Source organism: Pontibacter korlensis, assembly GCF_000973725.1.
Taxonomy (GTDB): Bacteria; Bacteroidota; Bacteroidia; order Cytophagales; family Hymenobacteraceae; genus Pontibacter; species Pontibacter korlensis.
The window spans coordinates 59,548-77,323 of record NZ_CP009621.1 but is presented as its reverse complement, the minus strand read 5'-3'; the positions used below and the strand labels follow the sequence as shown (position 1 = coordinate 77,323).

The 17,776-nt window shown below is 50.1% G+C and carries 15 protein-coding genes; 7 read left to right on the top strand and 8 right to left on the bottom strand.

All coding sequences use genetic code 11. The features are described 5' to 3' along the window. The first annotated feature begins 83 nt into the window (after positions 1 to 83). The gene (surE, locus tag PKOR_RS00325) at positions 84 to 860 is read left to right on the top strand and encodes a 5'/3'-nucleotidase SurE (protein ID WP_046308584.1); all 777 of its coding nucleotides are present in this window, start codon (positions 84 to 86) and stop codon (positions 858 to 860) included. Positions 861 to 964: 104 nt separating this feature from the next. On the opposite strand, the gene PKOR_RS00320 is transcribed toward surE, so the two are convergent. From PKOR_RS00320 to PKOR_RS00285, 8 genes are all read right to left on the bottom strand, one after another. Then, a complete protein-coding gene (locus PKOR_RS00320) occupies positions 965 to 1,447 on the bottom strand; it encodes a hypothetical protein (protein WP_046308583.1) in 483 nt (160 codons plus the stop codon). A gap of 258 nt (positions 1,448 to 1,705) precedes the next feature. Next, positions 1,706 to 2,515: a TonB family protein gene (locus PKOR_RS23245; RefSeq protein WP_052738636.1), complete on the bottom strand. Its 810-nt coding sequence runs from the start codon at positions 2,513 to 2,515 to the stop codon at positions 1,706 to 1,708. 101 nt (positions 2,516 to 2,616) lie between these two features. Then, entirely contained in the window at positions 2,617 to 3,930 is a 1,314-nt protein-coding gene (locus PKOR_RS00310) for a M56 family metallopeptidase (RefSeq protein ID WP_046308582.1), read from the bottom strand. Continuing rightward, positions 3,914 to 4,306 (bottom strand): BlaI/MecI/CopY family transcriptional regulator, encoded by a 393-nt coding sequence (locus PKOR_RS00305; RefSeq protein ID WP_046308581.1) that lies wholly within the window; start codon positions 4,304 to 4,306, stop codon positions 3,914 to 3,916. Before PKOR_RS00305 ends, PKOR_RS00310 begins: the two co-directional genes overlap by 17 nt. Positions 4,307 to 4,441: 135 nt before the next feature. Continuing rightward, complete coding sequence (locus PKOR_RS00300) at positions 4,442 to 5,821, bottom strand: RagB/SusD family nutrient uptake outer membrane protein (RefSeq protein WP_046308580.1); 1,380 nt, start codon at positions 5,819 to 5,821, stop codon at positions 4,442 to 4,444. Between the two features lie 18 nt (positions 5,822 to 5,839). Then, entirely contained in the window at positions 5,840 to 8,821 is a 2,982-nt protein-coding gene (locus PKOR_RS00295; RefSeq protein WP_046308579.1) for a SusC/RagA family TonB-linked outer membrane protein, read from the bottom strand. Positions 8,822 to 9,099: 278 nt separating this feature from the next. Beyond that, complete coding sequence (locus PKOR_RS00290) at positions 9,100 to 9,681, bottom strand: histidine phosphatase family protein (protein ID WP_235337032.1); 582 nt, start codon at positions 9,679 to 9,681, stop codon at positions 9,100 to 9,102. A gap of 56 nt (positions 9,682 to 9,737) precedes the next feature. After that, on the bottom strand, positions 9,738 to 10,337 hold the full coding sequence (locus PKOR_RS00285; RefSeq protein ID WP_046308577.1) for a GNAT family N-acetyltransferase: 600 nt from the start codon (positions 10,335 to 10,337) through the stop codon (positions 9,738 to 9,740). Positions 10,338 to 10,579: 242 nt separating this feature from the next. Here PKOR_RS00285 and PKOR_RS00280 point away from each other — a divergent pair, with 242 nt between their 5' ends. From PKOR_RS00280 to PKOR_RS00255, 6 genes are all read left to right on the top strand, one after another. After that, positions 10,580 to 11,284: an SDR family oxidoreductase gene (locus PKOR_RS00280; protein ID WP_046308576.1), complete on the top strand. Its 705-nt coding sequence runs from the start codon at positions 10,580 to 10,582 to the stop codon at positions 11,282 to 11,284. An 85-nt stretch (positions 11,285 to 11,369) separates the two neighbouring features. Further along, positions 11,370 to 12,488, top strand: coding sequence for an NAD-dependent epimerase/dehydratase family protein (locus PKOR_RS00275; RefSeq protein ID WP_046308575.1), 1,119 nt, complete (start codon positions 11,370 to 11,372; stop codon positions 12,486 to 12,488). Between the two features lie 37 nt (positions 12,489 to 12,525). Next, complete coding sequence (locus PKOR_RS00270) at positions 12,526 to 14,589, top strand: SDR family NAD(P)-dependent oxidoreductase (RefSeq protein ID WP_046308574.1); 2,064 nt, start codon at positions 12,526 to 12,528, stop codon at positions 14,587 to 14,589. Positions 14,590 to 14,592: 3 nt separating this feature from the next. Beyond that, the gene (locus PKOR_RS00265; protein ID WP_071843090.1) at positions 14,593 to 15,603 is read left to right on the top strand and encodes an MDR/zinc-dependent alcohol dehydrogenase-like family protein; all 1,011 of its coding nucleotides are present in this window, start codon (positions 14,593 to 14,595) and stop codon (positions 15,601 to 15,603) included. 3 nt (positions 15,604 to 15,606) lie between these two features. Then, positions 15,607 to 16,659: a Gfo/Idh/MocA family protein gene (locus PKOR_RS00260; protein WP_084694664.1), complete on the top strand. Its 1,053-nt coding sequence runs from the start codon at positions 15,607 to 15,609 to the stop codon at positions 16,657 to 16,659. 34 nt (positions 16,660 to 16,693) lie between these two features. Further along, on the top strand, positions 16,694 to 17,764 hold the full coding sequence (locus PKOR_RS00255; RefSeq protein ID WP_052738635.1) for a glycosyltransferase: 1,071 nt from the start codon (positions 16,694 to 16,696) through the stop codon (positions 17,762 to 17,764). Positions 17,765 to 17,776 lie beyond the last annotated feature (12 nt).

The window sequence follows — 17,776 nt, the reverse complement described above, 5'->3', positions numbered from 1 at the left end:
TGATGCGCTGCTACAGGTTATCGTATATTAGCACGAAATACTAATTCGTTTATTTTGTCACACATCAACTTTAAATATTAAAAATGGCTAAACCTTTAATATTAGTTTCTAACGACGACGGCATCACAGCCCCGGGTATCAGGACGCTGGTACGTGTGGCCATGAAAGTAGGGGAGGTAGTAGTGGTAGCCCCGGATTCGCCGCAGTCAGGAATGGGACATGCCATCACCATTGGTAATACACTCCGTTTAGATAGATCAATAGCGCTGGAAGACCTAGGCGTTGAAGCTTATGAGTGCTCCGGCACACCGGCCGACTGCGTAAAACTGGCCAAGCACCACGTACTGCGCGACCGCCAGCCTGACCTGGTGGTGAGCGGCATCAACCACGGTTCCAACTCCAGTATCAGCGTGCTATATTCCGGCACTATGTCGGCTGCGATTGAGGCGGCTATAGAAGGACTGCCTGCTATTGGCTTCTCCCTTTGCGATTATGGGCACGGAGCGGATTTTTCTCATACCGAGGAGTTCGTAGAGCAGATTATCAGACAGGCTATCGAGAACGGTATTCCGGATAATACTGCCCTGAACGTAAACTTCCCCAAGAAGAGCGAAGAGCCGATAAAGGGCATCAAGGTGTGTCGCCAGGCCCGCGCCAAGTGGCAGGAGGAATTTGACGAGCGCCTGGACCCGCACAACCGCAAGTACTACTGGATGACGGGCAGCTTTGTGAACCATGACAAAGGCGAGGATACCGACGAATGGGCACTGGTAAACAACTATATCTCAGTTGTGCCTTGCCAGTTCGATATGACGGCTCACCACGCCATTGCTATGCTAAACGAGGATTGGTCGTTTTAAGGAGTCTAACAAAACAGGAAGGCCCCGGCTACAGCGTATAGCCGGGGCCTTCCTGTTTTGCAGTACATGTAGATTTGTGCTGCTGCTCTTCAGGCAAAAGCCGTTTATCTGTCTAAGTACTTGACGGGACTGCACTGTGCAAACTTCTCACCAGCTTTAAGCGGGAAGGAATAGTGTTGCACAAAGAGGTGGAGGAGCTGCTTAAACTCTCTTTCTTTTTCGGTACTGATCTGCTCAGGGGCGAAGTTGTAGAGAAAATAATCCACGGCTCCATCAGCGTTAAAGTATATTCTGTTGAAGCTTCTTACCTGCGTTTCCCAATGAAAATTATTCTCTTTGAGGAATATCCCCAGGTCATGAAGCATTTGAGCATAGGCTCTCCGGAGTTTGGCCTGCTCATCTGGAGATTTAAAAACAGCAAGGTCTTTGTCCGAGTGTACAGCACTTTTGTACAGGCTGTCGAGGTGCTCAAAAGGTACCCCCTGGTTGGCGGCTTCCTCAAAACTCATCGCTATTTTCTGGGCTGAAGAGCTACAGGTAAAGTACAATAGGAAGCCAAAAACAAGTATTGTGATCTTAGGCTGCATCAGGTGTTGCTTTGCATGTGGGTTGGTGTTGGTTGTTTCATTTATGCATTATTACAGCACAATCGCAGGTGAGCCACCTTGTGCTTTCTTCCTTTTCAGCCCTCTTTGAGGGAGCTGAACATAAAATCAGGCCTGGGAAATTGCCTTTGCTCAGCTCCGGCCATCGAATTGAACTTGGTACTTTAGCTGTAGCATTCACGTTTGTCCACTGTTATGCTGGCAGTACAACGGGAGAATCTCTGTTTTCTGCCCCAGAACCTAAAACTGCACCGGCAGCGCCAGCTCTGCCGCCACGGCTTCCCCATTTTTAGTGGCGGGTTGCCACTGGCCGGAGGTAGCTTTTACGGCTGCCGCGGCGGCTTCCGCAAGCTTGGCAAGTATAGCTTTGTTCTGGAGATTAAAGGTAGAGGCATCCATATAGTCGAGTTTAGCATCAGGGCCAACTGTTTTCTTGAGTTTGGTGTGGGCCAGTTTTATGTCAGACACACTGCCATCTTCTTTCACGGTAAACTTTACAACCACCCTGGCATTCAGGTGCTCCTTTTGAGCTTCCTCCGGCATTTTCAGGTGCTGGTTGATTGTACGCATCAAGGCTTCCTGTCCGCCTTTGAATTGTGGTTGCTGGTCAGGAATAAGAGGCGTCTTCTGCTCTTCTTTGATCGAAAACCGGATAGGAAGGGTATATCTGACGGGAACAACTTCTCCGTTTTGCTTTCCCGGTTGCCATTTCCCGTTCATCATTTTTACCACGCGCAGGGCTTCAGTGTCGGTGCTGGTACTCAGGCTCTTTACTACTCCTGCGTCCGAGATAGAGCCATCCGTGTTTACCACAAAAGTTAGAACCACCAGGCCTTCTACACCAGCATTATGAGCATCCTCCGGGTAGCGGATATTGGTGCCCAGGAACTTCAACATCTCCATTTCTCCACCTTCGAAGACAGGCATTTGCTCTACATAGGTATAAGGCTTGTCAACGGTTTGTGCGTGTGCAATAGGAGCAACAACCAGTGTGGCCGTACCCAAAAGTGCCGTGGCGGCTAGTTTGAGGAGTGTGCTTTTCTTTTTCATGATCCATGTTGTTTGTTGTATACTTAAAAATAAGGCAATAGCTATCCTGTATCAGCCGGAAAGAAACTGAAAATAGTACTTATTAATAGTTAGTTTGTATTTTACCTTATCGCAAAGCGGATGGGCATCGTGTACCGCACTGACACAGGTTGTCCGTTTTGCCTGCCGGGACTCCATTTGCCATCCATCATTTTCACGACGCGAATGGCTTCTTCGTCAGTGCCGCTGCCCAGCGATTTGATAACAGCAATGTCGTGCAGGCTGCCGTCTTTCTCAACTACAAAGCCTAGTACCACCAACCCTTCTGTTTCAGATTCCTTAGCCTGCTCTGGATAGCGGATGTTCTGCCCCAGGAACTTCATCATTTCAATCTCGCCCCCCTCAAAAACTGGCATCTGCTCCACATAAGCATAAGGCTGGTCTTTTTCTGGTGTTGGGGCAGGCTCCTCTGTTTCTGGCAAGGCTTCTTTGGGCATGGCAGGTTTTACAGCCTTGTAGGCCGACTCTGTTTTAGTGGAGGTGCTATTAGCTGTTACCTGCTGCCGGGCAAGTATAAAGGAGAGGCCAACCAGGAGTGGAAGCGTGAGCAGCGGACGTAGCCAGCCAGGCTTTTGCCCTTGCAGTTGCAGCATGTGCAGGCGCTTGATTACCTGTGGCTTGGTGAAGTGGCTTCCTACAGGTAAGCCCATACTTAGCAGAGCCTCCCGCGAGAGCAGTGAAGTATACTTTTGCGTCTGGTATTCTGACACTACGGCAGCATCGGCCTGGTACTCGTGTACATCGCGCAGCTCCTGTTTTAGCAGCCACACGACAGGGTGAAACCAAAGTATGGCCGAGAGTACTTCGTAAAACAACACATCCCAGGTGTGCCCATACTTTACATGTGCCAGCTCATGCGCTATTACCTGCTTCTGCTCTGATGTACTTAGCTGTTCCTGCTGTAGGCTCAGAAAAATGCTGCTGCCAAAGGCAAAGGCAGGGTAGTGGCTGTTAAGTTGATATAGCTGGGCATCTTCTTCAATAAAAGGGAGAGGGGTAGACTGATGTTTCAGCTGCCTGATCTGCCAGATCTGCCGCACGAGCCGCAGCAATACAAGGCTAAAACCGAGCAGGTATAGAGCAACAAAAGAAGTTTGTAGCGTAAGGGCTGTCATCTCAAGCTTTTGAGGAGAATCGGCCTTTACCGTAAACTCGCCTAGCTGCACTGAGTGGAGTGTTCTGGTTACTGCAACATCCGGGCTTAGCCAGGCAGGCCATACTAACAGCGGAAGCAACAATGCCAAGACTGGCGCAGCAAGCAGGTACAGCCTGTTAAAACCAAAGTTGTTGTGGCGGCGCAGCACCAGGAAGTGGAACAGGTACAAGGCCAGTAGGCCTATGGCTGCTTTAAATATGTAATTAAGTAGTGCTTCCATCTTTTTCTTCTGGCTCGTCCAGGTCTTGTTTTACATGTCGCATCAGTTGGTCCAGTTCCTGCACATTCAGGTTGTTATCCTTGGCAAAAAAGGAGACCAGCTTTTCGAAAGAACCACCAAAATAGCCACTCATAAAGTTCTTCAGGAAGAAGCTTTTATACTTATCCTGGGCAACGAGCGGAAAGTACTGGTGCGATTTACCAAAAGCCTCATGCCCCACAAAGCCTTTGGTTTCCAATATGCGCACGATAGTAGATACTGTGTTATAGGCTGGCTTAGGCGCTGGCAACTCCTCCAGAATATCGCGTACAAAGGCTCGCTCCAGCTTCCATAGCACCTGCATGATCTCTTCTTCGGCTTTGGTCAGTTCTTTCATATAAAGTATAAAGTGGTGTGTGTGAGTAGTAAATATATAACTATGTACTTAGTTTAAAAACTAAATGTTTAGTTTAATGTGATAAAAAATAAAAAAGCGGCTCCTGGATTGGCAGGAGCCGCTTTTAGTTATGAGTTAACCAGAGTAGCCAGGATTTTGAGTTAACTGTCCCTGGCTGGCATCAATCTCTCTCCTTGGAATAGGGAAGATCAGGATCTCAGCATCCCAGGGTATGGTGTAGTCTTCACCCACTAACTCAGACGCTGTACGTTTAATATCGTGGATTCTAAAACCTTCAAAGGCAAGTTCTAGCCTGCGCTCCAGTAATACATCTTCCAGGGTAAGGCTAGATAGCGTGGAGGCGCCGGCTCTTTCCCGTATGCGGTTAATGTCCTCTAGTGGCGTGGCTCCTAGAGTAGATCCCAAACGCAGGTTTGCTTCTGCTCTGATGAGGTACATTTCCGCCAGGCGCACCACCGGAATATTTTGGCCGAAGTTGGTCCATTTACCGGTATGTATGTCACCATACAGAAAGCCCTCATAAATCAGGTCTGAAAGGCGGGTATCCTGCTCCTCATAAAGATCATAGGAGAGAACGGCTATATCACCACGGCCAATACCTTCCAAGTCAGCATAAAAAGTAGTGAGGCCATCGTTGGCGGTACCAGCGTTGTTCTGATCGTTTTGCTGTATCTCAAAGATAGACTCGGCTGTATTGTCGTTTCTGAAAATAGCAGTAACCGTAGGATTGAGGTTAAATGGCCCTTCTGCTATCACACGGTTTGCTTCCTGCAGAGCAGCCGCATAGTCCTGCCGTTGCAGGTGCACCCGGGCCAGAAAGCCACTGGCAGCATAGGTGTTGGCTCTTTCCTCGTTGAGTTCAGGGAGTAGCTCTTTAGCCCTTTCCAGGTCCTGAACTACCTGCGCGTATACCTCGGCCACGGTGTTGCGAGTAGCAAATGTTCTTGCTTCCTCTTCTGTGGTAACGGCAGAGGTGCGAATCGGCACACCAAGATTTGTGTTTGGGTCTCCGTCGTTCCACGCCCTGCCGTAAAGCCTCACTAACTCAAAATGCAGAATGCCTCTTACAAACAATGCTTCTCCCTCTATCCGGTCCCGAGCTTGTTGGTCTGTTTCAAGGTCTAGCTTGCTAAGTACAATGTTAGCCAAATTTATAGCCTCGTAGGCTGTTACCCAGGTTCGCTGTGCCTCCAGGTTGTCGGCTGTCATGGTTTTGTTAGCTACTTGCCTGTAGCCTGCAAACGTGCCATACCAGGCAACGTTTTCTTCGGCGGCAAGCAGCTCGGGAAGTAGCAACAGGTTTGTGCCATAAAGCTCCGGCTCCCCGAGTAACGCATACATACCTATAACGGCTCCTTGCAAGTCCTGCGGAGTGGTGATGGCATCCCTGGCATCAATGGATTGCTGCGGTGCTACATCCAGCATGTCTTCGCATGCTGTAGTGCCCAGGCATATGATAAAAATTGCGGCTAGTATTTTATGTCTTAGTTTCATGTCTTGTCGGGGTTTAGGTTACAGACCAATGTTCACGCCTACAGTAAATGTTTTGGCCAGCGGCGGAGTGTAAAAGTCGTGGCCCAGGTTCACGTTACTGCGTCCGAAGTAGGTGGTGTTCACTTCCGGATCGTAACCGTCGTAGTCTGTAAAAGTGGCCAGGTTAGTTGCCTGCACATAGATTCTGGCCGACTGTAGGTGCCATCTGTTTACTAAGTTGGCTGGAATCCGGTAGCCGAGGTTCACGTTGTTGAGGCGCAGGAAAGAACCATCCTGTACCCATCGCGAAGAACGGCCGGCCCCGTTTCCTGCCAGGTATCTTGCCTGTGGTACATCTGTTACATCACCGGGCTGTTGCCATCTGTTTAGCTGGTCCTTTGTCTGGTTATCAAAGTAGTCTGCGTTTACCGACTGGAAGAAGCCCGCCATGTTATAAATGTCATTGCCTGACACAAACTGCATCAGTACGCTTAGGTCAAAACCTTTAAAGGAGAAGTTATTGGTAAGGCCACCGGTAAACTCAGGGTTAGGGTTTCCCACGCGCTGATCCTCTGCAAGGCTGTAGTTGCTGGTGGTTTCATCGCTGCCTGCCTCAATATAATACAGGGCATCGCCTGTCTGTGGGTCTACGCCAGCGTACTTAGGACCCCAGAAAACGCCCATCGGCTCACCCTCACGAATCTGGCCAAGGCCCCTGGAGTTGCCAAAGATTGTGTTGCCACCTAAGTCAGTAACCTTGTTCTTATTGAAGGCAATGTTAAAGTTCGTGTTCCATTGGAAGGTGCCGACTAAGTTTTGCGTATTCACTACAAACTCAAAGCCTTTGTTTTCCAGCTTGCCGATGTTTTTAGTGATGATCGTATAACCGTTGTAGCCTGGAATGGGGAGGTTTAACAACAGATCTTCCGTGTTCTTGATATAGTAATCTATTTCACCGGTGATTCTGTCATTAAACAGACCATAGTCGATACCTATATCCAATTGCTTTGTTTTTTCCCAACGCAGGTCCTCACTGGGTAAGCTTGTTGGTACCAAGCCTGCCAATTCTTCGTAGGCAGCAGCACTATATAAGCCTAGTGGCGCAAAATTGTCTATCTCTGCGTTTCCTGTCAGGCCATAGCTTGTTCGCAACTTCAAAAAGCTTAGAATATTCGATTCGCCAAAAAAGGGTTCCTCTGTCAGGATCCAACCTGCCGATGCAGCCGGGAAGGCACCAAAGCGATTGCCCGAACCAAACCTGGAGGAGCCATCCACACGCACACTTCCGCTAAACAGGTATCTTCCGTTTAACACATAGTTGGCTCTAGTATAATATGATACAAACACATAGCCTGTTTCGGAAGAAGAGCCGCTTGTAATGCGGGCGGCGCTGGCAATTTTCTTGAACCGGTCACTTGGGAAACCACGGGCTTCTACTGAGGCGGTGCTTGTGTTAGCGCGTTGGTAGCTAAACCCGCCTAACAACTCTAGTTTATGGATATCTGCAAAAAGCGCGTTGTAGGTTAGTGTGTTGTTTGTATTGTAGTTGATAGAAGTGAGCTGCGAATTATAACCGTAGCCTGAAGGACCACCATCCTGAGTTTGTCTGCCCAGGTAGAGCTCTTCCTGCAGGTTGAGAAAGTCTACGCCATGCTCGGTTCTGAACCTGAGGTTTTCAAGTAGGTCGAATTCCAAAAAGCCTGTGCTAATAGTGCGGTAGGTGAGCGCATCATTGAAGCCATCCCGCTGGTCTATCAGGTTGTTGTAATACAGTGTTCTTCTATTCAAATCACCTGTTTCTGGGTCTATCTTTGGTTGTATAGGGGGCAGCGCGTTTAGTTGAATCACGTTAGAAAAGGCATTGTCGTCAGAAACACGCTGGTTCAGTGTGCGGATAAGCGAGATGTTGGTGCCAATCCTAACCCTATCACCAATACTATGGTCTATGTTAAAGCGACCAGAGGCTCTGTCAAACTCATTACCGACCAGTATACCATCTGTGGTGTTGTAATTGCCATTAATATATAAGCGCGTTTTTTCATTGCCTCCGCTAAGCGAAATCTCATACTGAGACACACTACCTGTTCTGAATGGCTCCTCTCCCCAATTCTGGTCATAAGGAGAGTTGATATCCAGGCCGTTTCTGGCAAAAACAGTTTCAGGGTTACCTCCTACGTTTTCGATGGCCTCTGTAAACAGCTCAACATACTCAGCCGCATTCAGGAACTCCCTGATTTTAGTAGGGCGGCTAAAGCCGGTGTAGTAGTTAAAGTTGATGTTTGTTTTACCGGCCTGGCCGCGCTTGGTTGTAATGATCACCACGCCATTTGATGCCCTGGAACCATAGATTGCTGCAGCAGAAGCATCTTTCAGAATCTCTATAGAAGCAATATCGTTGGGGTTGATATCAGCAATTGGGTTCAGAGGTTCGGCGTTGCTGGTGCCAAGGTCAGAGGAGGTAACGGGTATACCATCTACCACATAAAGTGGCTGGTTGTTTGCTGATACAGAAGCTGCGCCACGCACACGTATGTTAATACCCTGGCCTAACTTACCGCTGCCTTGATTGATATAAACCCCGGCAGCTCTACCTTGCAGCGCTGTTTCCAGAGAGGGTGATGGAATGTTCTGAATGTCTTCGCCAGATATTCTGGAGATGTTACCTGTCAGCTCCTGTTTTAGCTGCGTACCATACCCCACCACCACAACTTCTTCCAGTTGTTGCTGGTCAGCACGAAGCTGTAGGTCTACAGTAGATCTACCCTGAACAGGTACCTCCTGAGAGGTCATTCCTACAAAGCGGAAAACAAGCGTGGCATTTGGCTGTACATTCAGGCTGTATTCGCCGTTGCCACCCGTTGTCACACCATTTGTAGTGCCTTTCTCCAGTACCGTAACACCTGGCAATGCGGAACCGTCGGAAGCTGCTGTTACTCTTCCGGAAACGGTTTGAGTTTGGGCCCATACACTCGGTAGCAGGGTGAAGAGCAGCAGTAAACTCAATAGTATATGTTTCTTCATAAACAGATAGGTTATTTGTAAAATAGAATGTAAAGTGCTTTGGAAGCAGGAAATAAGGTGCCGGTAAAGTAGCAGGATAGGCGGGTGATGCCGTGGTGCCTTCAGCGCTCGAGCTGCCAGTAAATAAACTGATGCAAACAGTAGACGCTACTACTGCTTGGTTGTGTATCAGCTACTACTGCAGCTTCTATAAGAAGGCAAGTGGAGAATGGGCTAAATGTTTGATTATTATACTATTCTGAAAATGTGTTGTTGCACATATATATGTTTAAATTTGCTTATATGTGGCTTAACATATGCACAGATAAGAAATCATTGCCTCCTTTTATACTAGCTTTCCAGCCCATGCGCTTCAACTCCCGGCGGATAAAGCTGTTAAGTAGTCCATGGCCTACCAGCACAGTCGTGTTATGCTGAAGGGCATCCTGCGCTAACTTTTCAGCAGCTTGCCTGGCGCGGGCGCGGGCCTGGCGAAAGGTTTCAATGTCGCGGCTGTTAAAGCCCAGGAACCAAAGCAGGCGGGCGCTCAGGAGCCATACTTTTATGGGCAGGCGCATCAGCGGGAGTGTAAAGATGCGCCTTTCGAATTCGCGGAATGTATGATCGATGAGCAGCTCCACCTCCTCACCAAAGATGGCGCGTGCAGTTAACTGGGAGCGTACGAGGGTGCTGCAGTATACTTTGGTTACGTGCTGATAAGGCAGTGTTTCATGCTGCAGCACAAACTCCTCTACCTGGGCTGTGTCGTAGGCGGATATATAGCTTCGTGCAGCCTCCACATCGAATAAACCCTCGTGCGGCAGCAGGGGGCGGGCATGGCGGATGAGAAAAATCCGTTTGGCAGTGGCATCAGGTGTCAAGTACAGAGGTGGTTGGTTTACAGGAAGTATACGCCAAAACCCGCTGGAGTTATACTTTAAGCATCCTGAGCAGCGAGGTTGTTAAATACGCGTTGCTTTATTGCTTGCCACTCCGGGAGCAGTATGCTATAATAAATGGTATCGCGGCGGCGGCCGTCATGCATCTGGGTATGGCTGCGCAGTACTCCCTCTTCTGTTGCTCCTATTTTCTGCATAGCCCGGCGCGAACGCAGGTTAAGCACATCAGTCTTTAACTCCACGCGCTCCATCTTAAGCTGCTCAAAGGCATAGCTCAGTAGCAGGAACTTGCAGTGGCGGTTTAATCCAGTGCCCCGGTAGCCCCTGCTCAACCAGGTCCAGCCAATCTCCAGCCGCCTGTCTGGCAAGGAAATGTTGCCGTAGCTCGTGCTGCCTGCTAGTCGTCCGGTGGCTCTGTCTACAATCATAAAAGTATAGCGGGTACCATGGGCAAACCCCTGCTCCACTGTCTGTGCCCATGCCTGTAGTTCCTGCTGGTTGCTGATGCGGTTCGGCATAAAGCGCCAGATATCCTCATCAAACACAAGGGCAGGTAAACTTTCCAGATCAGAAGGCTGGTAGGGGCGTAGCAGTACACGCTTGTCTTGTAACTGGATGTGATTCGGGAGGCTGTGCATATAAGTTTTGTCTAAGGTTAGTTTACCTGCAAATGGTTATGGCCTGTGCGAGTTCGGTACAACATTTCAATACACTAAATACTGCTGAAGCGGGGTTTCAGATAGGCCTTCTATACATTAATTAGGCCATTTTTATATATAAGATTTCAAGCATCTACAACCCTCATCGCTGCTGCTGCGTTGTACTACGAAACTAGTATTAAATAACAAATATATATCCGAAAAAGTAGCAAGCGTACAGCATGCAATACCTGAAAGGCAGAAAGGCGGTAGTAAGTGGTGGAGGCTCTGGCATTGGCAAGGCCGTTGTGGAACAACTATCTGCAGCCCAGGTGACCACCGCCATTGCTGACCTGCACCTGCCAACAGACTCACCCTCCAACACCCACCCTTTTACTTGTGATGTAACCGATGCCGCAGCCATCGACCGGCTTTTTGCCCATGTGCAGCAGCACCTAGGCACACCTGATGTGATGGTTTGCTGTGCCGGGCAAGGCATACACGAGAAGCTGACGGAGGGAGACCCGGAAAAGTGGCAGCATGTCATCAACACAAACCTGATGGGCACCCTGCGTATGATCAGGGCTTTTGTGCCGGGCATGCTGGAGGCAGGCCATGGCGATGTGGTGCTGGTATCGTCAGTGTCGGCGGGGCAGGCATATCCTTATGGTGGGGTGTACGCTGCCACAAAAACGGCCCTGCAGGTAATTGCCGAAACGCTGCGACAGGAGGTGCTGCCAGCAATACGCGTAAGTGTTGTAGCGCCGGGAGTAACTGACACGGCCTTTTTTGATAATACCATTTCCGGATACCAGACCGCTGAAAGTATAGGCTATGGTGCCCTTACTGCCAGCCAGGTGGCCAACGCTGTACTGTATGCCTTGCAGCAACCGCCCGAAGTGTCCATTAACCACATCACCTTAAGGCCCTCGGCGCAGGTGTTTTAGCACTTGCCGGTAAAGGAGCTAGACAGACGAACACCCTACTCTTAATATAATACACACTAAACAACAGAACAGGAAATACTGAACTATGGAAAACAGAGTATTGATAACCGGAGGAGCCGGATTTATAGGATCACACCTGGCTGATGAGCTTCTGCAGCATGGCTATACCGTAAGAGCGTTGGATAACCTAAGTGAGCAGGTACATGGTAAAGACTGCACAAGACCTGAGTACCTGCACGAAGATGTGGAATTGATGGTAGGTGATGTGCGTAACCCGGAGGATGTGGCGCGCGCGCTGGAGGGGGTGGATTACGTGTTCCACTTTGCTGCCATGGTTGGCGTAGGGCAGAGCATGTATGAACTGAAAGAGTATACAGATGTAAATAACATAGGTACCACGGTTCTACTGGAGGCACTTATCAAAAAGCCGGTGAAGAAACTGGTAGTAGCCAGCAGCATGAGTATCTACGGCGAGGGGATGTATAAGAATCCCGCCGGTGAACTCACCACAGTGCAGGAGCGTCCGCTGGAGCAGCTGAAAGCTGCTGACTGGGAGCTTTACAACGATAAGGGCGAAAAGCTGGAGCCGGTGCCTACATCAGAGTCCAAAGCACCGTCGCTCTCATCTGTGTACGCGCTTAGTAAGTATGACCAGGAGCGACTTTGCCTGATGGTGGGCCGTGCCTATAACATTCCTACTGTGGCGATGCGCTTCTTTAATGTGTACGGTACGCGGCAGGCGCTATCCAACCCCTACACAGGTGTGCTGGCCATCTTTGCATCCCGCCTGCTAAACAACAATTCTCCTATGATTTTCGAAGACGGGTATCAGCAGCGCGACTTCGTGCATGTGCGCGATGTGGCTTTGGCATGTCGTCTGGCCATGGAGAAAGAAGAGGCAAGGGGTAGAGTATTTAACGTAGGCAGCGGTAACAACTATACCATCCGTGAGATTGGCCAGCGACTGGCTACTGTAATGGGCAAAACAGAGCTGGTGCCAGAGATTACAGGCAAGTACAGAGTTGGGGATATCCGCCACTGTTACGCCGACATCTCTTTGGCGCAGGAAGTACTGGGCTTCTATCCGCAGGTAGAGTTTAATGCCGGTCTGCAAGAGCTGGCTAATTGGTTGGAGGGACAGATTGCCTACGACCGCGTAAACGAGGCAAGTGCCGAGCTGGCTGCCCGAGGGTTAACGGTTTAGAAAGCCGTTCATGTAATCAAATAAGGATTGTACTGATATGAAAATAGATGATAAAATGATGAACAGTAAGCCTGAGATCCCCTTGGTGGGACTGGTGGAATGGTTCAGACCCGGCGAGTATGAGCATGTTAAAGAAACGCTGGCCAGCTTAAAGGAGCTGGGCGTAACAGAGCTGCGTACCGGAGTTTCCTGGGCCGACTACTATACTCCAGGGGGCAAAGACTGGTACGACTGGCTTATACCAACTGTGGCTAAGGAGGTACATATACTTCCATGCTTCTTGTATACCCCGCCAAGTATAGGCGAAAGACCTCGTACCTCTTCTCCTCCTAAAGACAAGAAAGCTTATGCCGATTTCCTGGATGTGTTTATTGCTAAGCATGGGGAGCATTTTGAGTGGGTAGAGTTGTGGAACGAGCCAAACAACATGGTCGAGTATGACTTTACCCATGACTACGGCTGGCATAAGTTTGCCGAAATGATAGGCGGTGCTGCTTACTGGTGTAAACAGCTGGGCAAAAAGACGCTGCTAGGAGGTATGAGTCCCATTGATCCGAACTGGCTGCAGACCATGTTTGACCGTGGCGTAATGCAGTATATTGATGCTGTGGGTATACACGGCTTCCCCTATGTTTTCGACCAGATGTGGGATGGCTGGCAGGACAACATACAGGCCGTGCGCCAGGTGATGGACCGTAACAACTGCAAAGCAGAGCTGTGGATTACCGAAGCTGGATTCTCTACCTGGCAGCACGATGAGTATAAGCAGTTACAGGAGTTCAAGAAGGTATTAAAGGCAGACGCGACGCGTGTGTACTGGTATGCTGTGAAGGACCTGGATGCAAGCTTGCCAACAGTAGCAGGCTTCCATTTAGATGACCGCGAATACTATTTTGGCCTGAAGCGTGCCGATGGCACCAGTAAGTTGCTCTACAGGCTGTGGGCAAAACACGGCATCGAAAAGCTGGATGCGCTAAACTACGTGAAGCGTACTGTGGATGATGATACAGAGCCTTACACGCTGATAACAGGAGGTGCTGGCTTTGTAGGCACCAACCTGGCAAAGCGCCTGCTGGAGCAGGGCAAGCGTGTAATGGTGTTTGATAGCCTGAGCCGCGACGGCGTTGAAAGAAACCTGCAGTGGCTGCACGAAACTTACGGAGACAGGCTGGAAGTATACGTGGGCGACATTCGTGACATGCAGGCCGTGCGCCAGGTAATGAAGCGCGCCGAGCAGGTGTTTCACTTTGCTGCACAGGTAGCCGTTACTACTTCCCTGGATCTTCCGATTAATGACTTTGAGATCAATGCCCGGGGCATTATCAACGTGCTGGAGGCCATACGCGGGCAGGATAACCCGCCGCCGCTGGTGTTCACCTCTACCAATAAGGTATATGGTGGCCTGGAGGACATGAAATTCATCTCCAACGGGTCGCGCTATTATCCGGCTGATGCCAACATCAAGAAGTACGGTATCTCAGAGCAGCGCCACCTGGACTTCCACAGTCCATACGGTTGCTCTAAGGGTGCCGCCGATCAGTACGTGATAGACTATGCCCGCACTTACAACCTGCCGATGGCAGTGTTCCGCATGAGCTGCATCTACGGCCCACACCAGTACGGAAACGAAGACCAGGGATGGGTGGCACACTTTGCCATCAAAGCCATTGAAGGGCAACCTGTAAACATCTATGGGGATGGCAAGCAGGTGCGTGACATCCTCTTTGTAGAGGACCTGGTGGATGCTTTCCTGCTGGCACAGGAGAACATGGCAACCATCAGCGGACAAGCTTTCAACATTGGTGGTGGCCCGGCTAACACTGTGAGCCTGCTGGAGCTGCTCAAAACCATTGGCAAGTACCGTGGCGATGAAATTCCGCTCAAGTTCGGTGACTGGCGCCCAGGTGACCAGCATTATTATGTGTCTGATACCCGCAAGTTCCAGGAAGCTACCGGATGGTATCCGAAGCATAACGTGCAGGAAGGGGTAGCCAAGCTTTACCAGTGGCTATGTGAGAACCGTGGCTACAAAGTGCCGATGATCCTTAGCTCGATTTTAGAAAAAGATGAAGAACCTGTCAAAAAAGTAGCAGTAGCTTAATTCATGCAAGACACGCTTACAACTGACCAGAAGGTTGTGGCCAACACCCGGGCCACCACCATGAAAGCCGCCGTTGTTGCGGCACCCAAAAGTGTAAAAATAGAGGAAACTGCCCTGCCCGAGCCAAAAGCCGGGCAGGTGCGTATCCGGCTGGAGGGCTGCGGCCTTTGTGCCTCCAACATTCCTGTTTGGGAAGGACGCGAGTGGTTCAGCTATCCTATAGCGGCTGGTAACCCGGGCCATGAAGGATGGGGGAGGATTGATGCCGTAGGCGAGGGGGTAACCACCGTGAAGCCTGGCGACCGTGTAGCCGCCCTTTCTTACAACGCTTATGCAGAGTACGACCTGGCTGACGCCGACAAGGTGGTGAAGCTGCCGGAGTCTTTGGTTAGCAAGCCTTTCCCGGGTGAACCGCTAGGCTGTGCCATGAACATCTTTGGGCGCAGCGATATTAGACAGGGGCAGACAGTGGCTATACTGGGTATTGGTTTCCTTGGTGCGCTGCTGGTGCAGCTGGCTAAAAATGCCGGTGCCCGGGTTATCGCCGTGTCACAGAGAGAGTTCTCTTTAAATGTTGCAAAAGAGTGTGGCGCGGACGAGGTAATCAAAATGGATGATCACTATAAAATTATAGAAAAAGTTAAAGGACTGACAAACGGAACCTTCTGCGAACGCGTAATAGAGTGCACCGGAAAGGAGTGGCCGCTCAACCTGGCAGGTGAACTCACCGCTGAACGCGGCAGGCTGATTATCGCCGGTTTCCATCAGGATGGCATGCGTCAGGTAAATATCCAACTTTGGAACTGGCGAGGTTTAGACGTTATCAATGCCCACGAACGCGATCCTAAAGAGTACATTAACGGTATAAAAGCCGCCGTGTCTGCCGTAGAGGAAGGTAAAATTGACCCCGACAGGCTGTACACGCACACGTATACTTTAAATAATATAGACAAAGCATTCGAGAATCTCACAAACCGCCCCGACGGATTTGTTAAAGCCCTTATAACCTACTAAAACATGCAGGAAACTATACTTGATCAGGCGGAAGCCCTTTCAGCATCTTCTTCTTCTAAGACCTCCGGAGCCAAACCAAAATTTGGCTTTTTGGGTGTTGGTTGGATTGGCCGCAACAGAATGGAGGTCATCGCGAAACATAAGGCCGGAGAAGTAGCCTATATATCCGACACAGCTGCTCAAAATGCTTCCGAGGCCCTGAAAAGTGCCCCGGAAGCAAAACAGGTATCCTCCCTGGAGGCTATGCTGCGCAAGCCTGAACTCGACGGTATTGTAATTGCCACCCCAAGTGCCTTCCACGCAGAGCAAAGTACCCTGGCCCTGGAAGCAGGTAAGTCTGTGTTCTGCCAAAAGCCGCTCGGCCGAAATGTGGAAGAGACAAGACGTGTGGTAGCCGCAGCCCGCAGCAATAACAAGCTGCTGGGAGTAGACCTGTCGTACCGTTTCACCAAGGCAATGCAAGAGGTTTACAAAGTAGTGCAGAGCGGTGAGCTGGGACAGGTTTACGCTATCGAGTTGGTATTTCATAATGCTTATGGCCCTGATAAGGCGTGGTTCTATGAGCCAAAGCTGTCCGGCGGTGGCTGCGTGATTGACCTGGGAGTACACCTGGTGGACCTGGCGCTTTGGAGCATGAATTTTCCGAAAGTTAAGCAAGTGCACAGCCAGCTGTTTGCCAAAGGAAAGCCCATAGATATCTGCCAAGGAAAAGTAGAGGACTATGCTGCTGCTAACATTGAGCTGGAAGGTAGCACGCACATGCAGCTAAGCTGCTCCTGGAACCTGCCTGCTGGCCAGGAAGCCATTATTAGCGCCACCTTCTACGGTACAAATGGAGGTGTAGCCTTCAAGAACGTAAACGGTTCTTTCTATGATTTTGTAGCAGAGCGCTACTATGGTACCAAAACCGAGCAGTTGTGTTCCCCACCGGATGAGTGGATGGGCCGTGCCGGGGTAGCATGGGCAGCGCGCGTAGCCAAGGGTGAAGGCTTTAACGAAGAAGCCGAAGAGTATGTAAAAGTAGCAGAGGTATTAGACAAAATTTACGGTAGATAAGAATATGGAAGCACATCATCCTTCAAAGATATTGATGACAGCAGATACCGTTGGCGGTGTCTGGACGTACGCACTGGAGCTGATCAGGGCACTGGCGCCGTTTAAAACACATGTAGCCTTGGCTACTATGGGGGCCCCTTTAACAGAGGAGCAGCGTCGGCAGGTAGAAGACATCGACAACCTGACCCTCCATGAGAGCAGCTATAAGCTCGAGTGGATGGACGACCCATGGGAGGAGGTGGAAAAGGCAGGAGAGTGGCTACTGAAACTAAAAGAAGAAGTGCAGCCTGACCTGGTACACCTGAACGGCCTGGTTCATGGAGCGCTCGATTTTGGTGTGCCTACGCTGGTAGTAGTGCACTCATGCGTGCTGTCCTGGTGGAGAGCTGTGAAGGATGAAGAAGCTCCTCAGGAGTGGAACAAGTATAAAGAGCTGGTGACCAGAGGCCTGCAAAATGCCCATATGGTAGTTGCGCCAACACAGGCTATGCTACATCAGGCAGAAGTGTTGTACGGGCCGTTCCAGAACAGCTCCGTGGTATATAATGGCCGTGGGCAGCACACCTTCCAGTTTGGAAAGAAGGAGCCTTTCGTGTTTAGCATGGGCCGTGTGTGGGATGAAGCTAAAAACATCTCTACGCTTGCGCACATTGCCTCTGACCTGGCCTGGCCAGTATACATTGCCGGAGATGCCAGACACCCTGCTACAGGCAAGGAAGTAGAGCTGGAAAATGTACATTTCCTGGGCCAGCTTACAGAGAAAGAAGTGTCTGACTGGCTGTCGAGAGCCTCCATCTACGCGCTGCCTGCCAAGTATGAGCCTTTCGGGCTTACCATTCTGGAAGCTGCTATGTCGGGTTGTGCGCTGGTAGTGGGTAAAACAGATAGCCAGGCTGAAATTTGGGGCAACGCTGCCAAATACGTGAGCCCTAACGATGCCGATGACCTGCGCGACACCATTAACCATTTAATAGACGACGAGTTCGGACGAAACATCATGGCCATGCGTGCTATCAAACGTTCTCATGGCTATACGGCTGATCCGATGGGCCAGGACTATGACCACGTGTACCGTCTGCTGCTAAAGCAAGTGGTTACTGCCTAGTCACGGCACCAA

What these genes read in the sequence shown, in the direction of transcription:
- surE (WP_046308584.1), top strand. Translation starts at nt 84, where the DNA reads ATGGCTAAACCTTTAATATTAGTTTCTAACGACGACGGCATCACAGCC.
- PKOR_RS00320 (WP_046308583.1), bottom strand. Translation starts at nt 1,447, where the DNA reads ATGCAGCCTAAGATCACAATACTTGTTTTTGGCTTCCTATTGTACTTT.
- PKOR_RS23245 (WP_052738636.1), bottom strand. Translation starts at nt 2,515, where the DNA reads ATGAAAAAGAAAAGCACACTCCTCAAACTAGCCGCCACGGCACTTTTG.
- PKOR_RS00310 (WP_046308582.1), bottom strand. Translation starts at nt 3,930, where the DNA reads ATGGAAGCACTACTTAATTACATATTTAAAGCAGCCATAGGCCTACTG.
- PKOR_RS00305 (WP_046308581.1), bottom strand. Translation starts at nt 4,306, where the DNA reads ATGAAAGAACTGACCAAAGCCGAAGAAGAGATCATGCAGGTGCTATGG.
- PKOR_RS00300 (WP_046308580.1), bottom strand. Translation starts at nt 5,821, where the DNA reads ATGAAACTAAGACATAAAATACTAGCCGCAATTTTTATCATATGCCTG.
- PKOR_RS00295 (WP_046308579.1), bottom strand. Translation starts at nt 8,821, where the DNA reads ATGAAGAAACATATACTATTGAGTTTACTGCTGCTCTTCACCCTGCTA.
- PKOR_RS00285 (WP_046308577.1), bottom strand. Translation starts at nt 10,337, where the DNA reads ATGCACAGCCTCCCGAATCACATCCAGTTACAAGACAAGCGTGTACTG.
- PKOR_RS00280 (WP_046308576.1), top strand. Translation starts at nt 10,580, where the DNA reads ATGCAATACCTGAAAGGCAGAAAGGCGGTAGTAAGTGGTGGAGGCTCT.
- PKOR_RS00275 (WP_046308575.1), top strand. Translation starts at nt 11,370, where the DNA reads ATGGAAAACAGAGTATTGATAACCGGAGGAGCCGGATTTATAGGATCA.
- PKOR_RS00270 (WP_046308574.1), top strand. Translation starts at nt 12,526, where the DNA reads ATGAAAATAGATGATAAAATGATGAACAGTAAGCCTGAGATCCCCTTG.
- PKOR_RS00265 (WP_071843090.1), top strand. Translation starts at nt 14,593, where the DNA reads ATGCAAGACACGCTTACAACTGACCAGAAGGTTGTGGCCAACACCCGG.
- PKOR_RS00260 (WP_084694664.1), top strand. Translation starts at nt 15,607, where the DNA reads ATGCAGGAAACTATACTTGATCAGGCGGAAGCCCTTTCAGCATCTTCT.
- PKOR_RS00255 (WP_052738635.1), top strand. Translation starts at nt 16,694, where the DNA reads ATGACAGCAGATACCGTTGGCGGTGTCTGGACGTACGCACTGGAGCTG.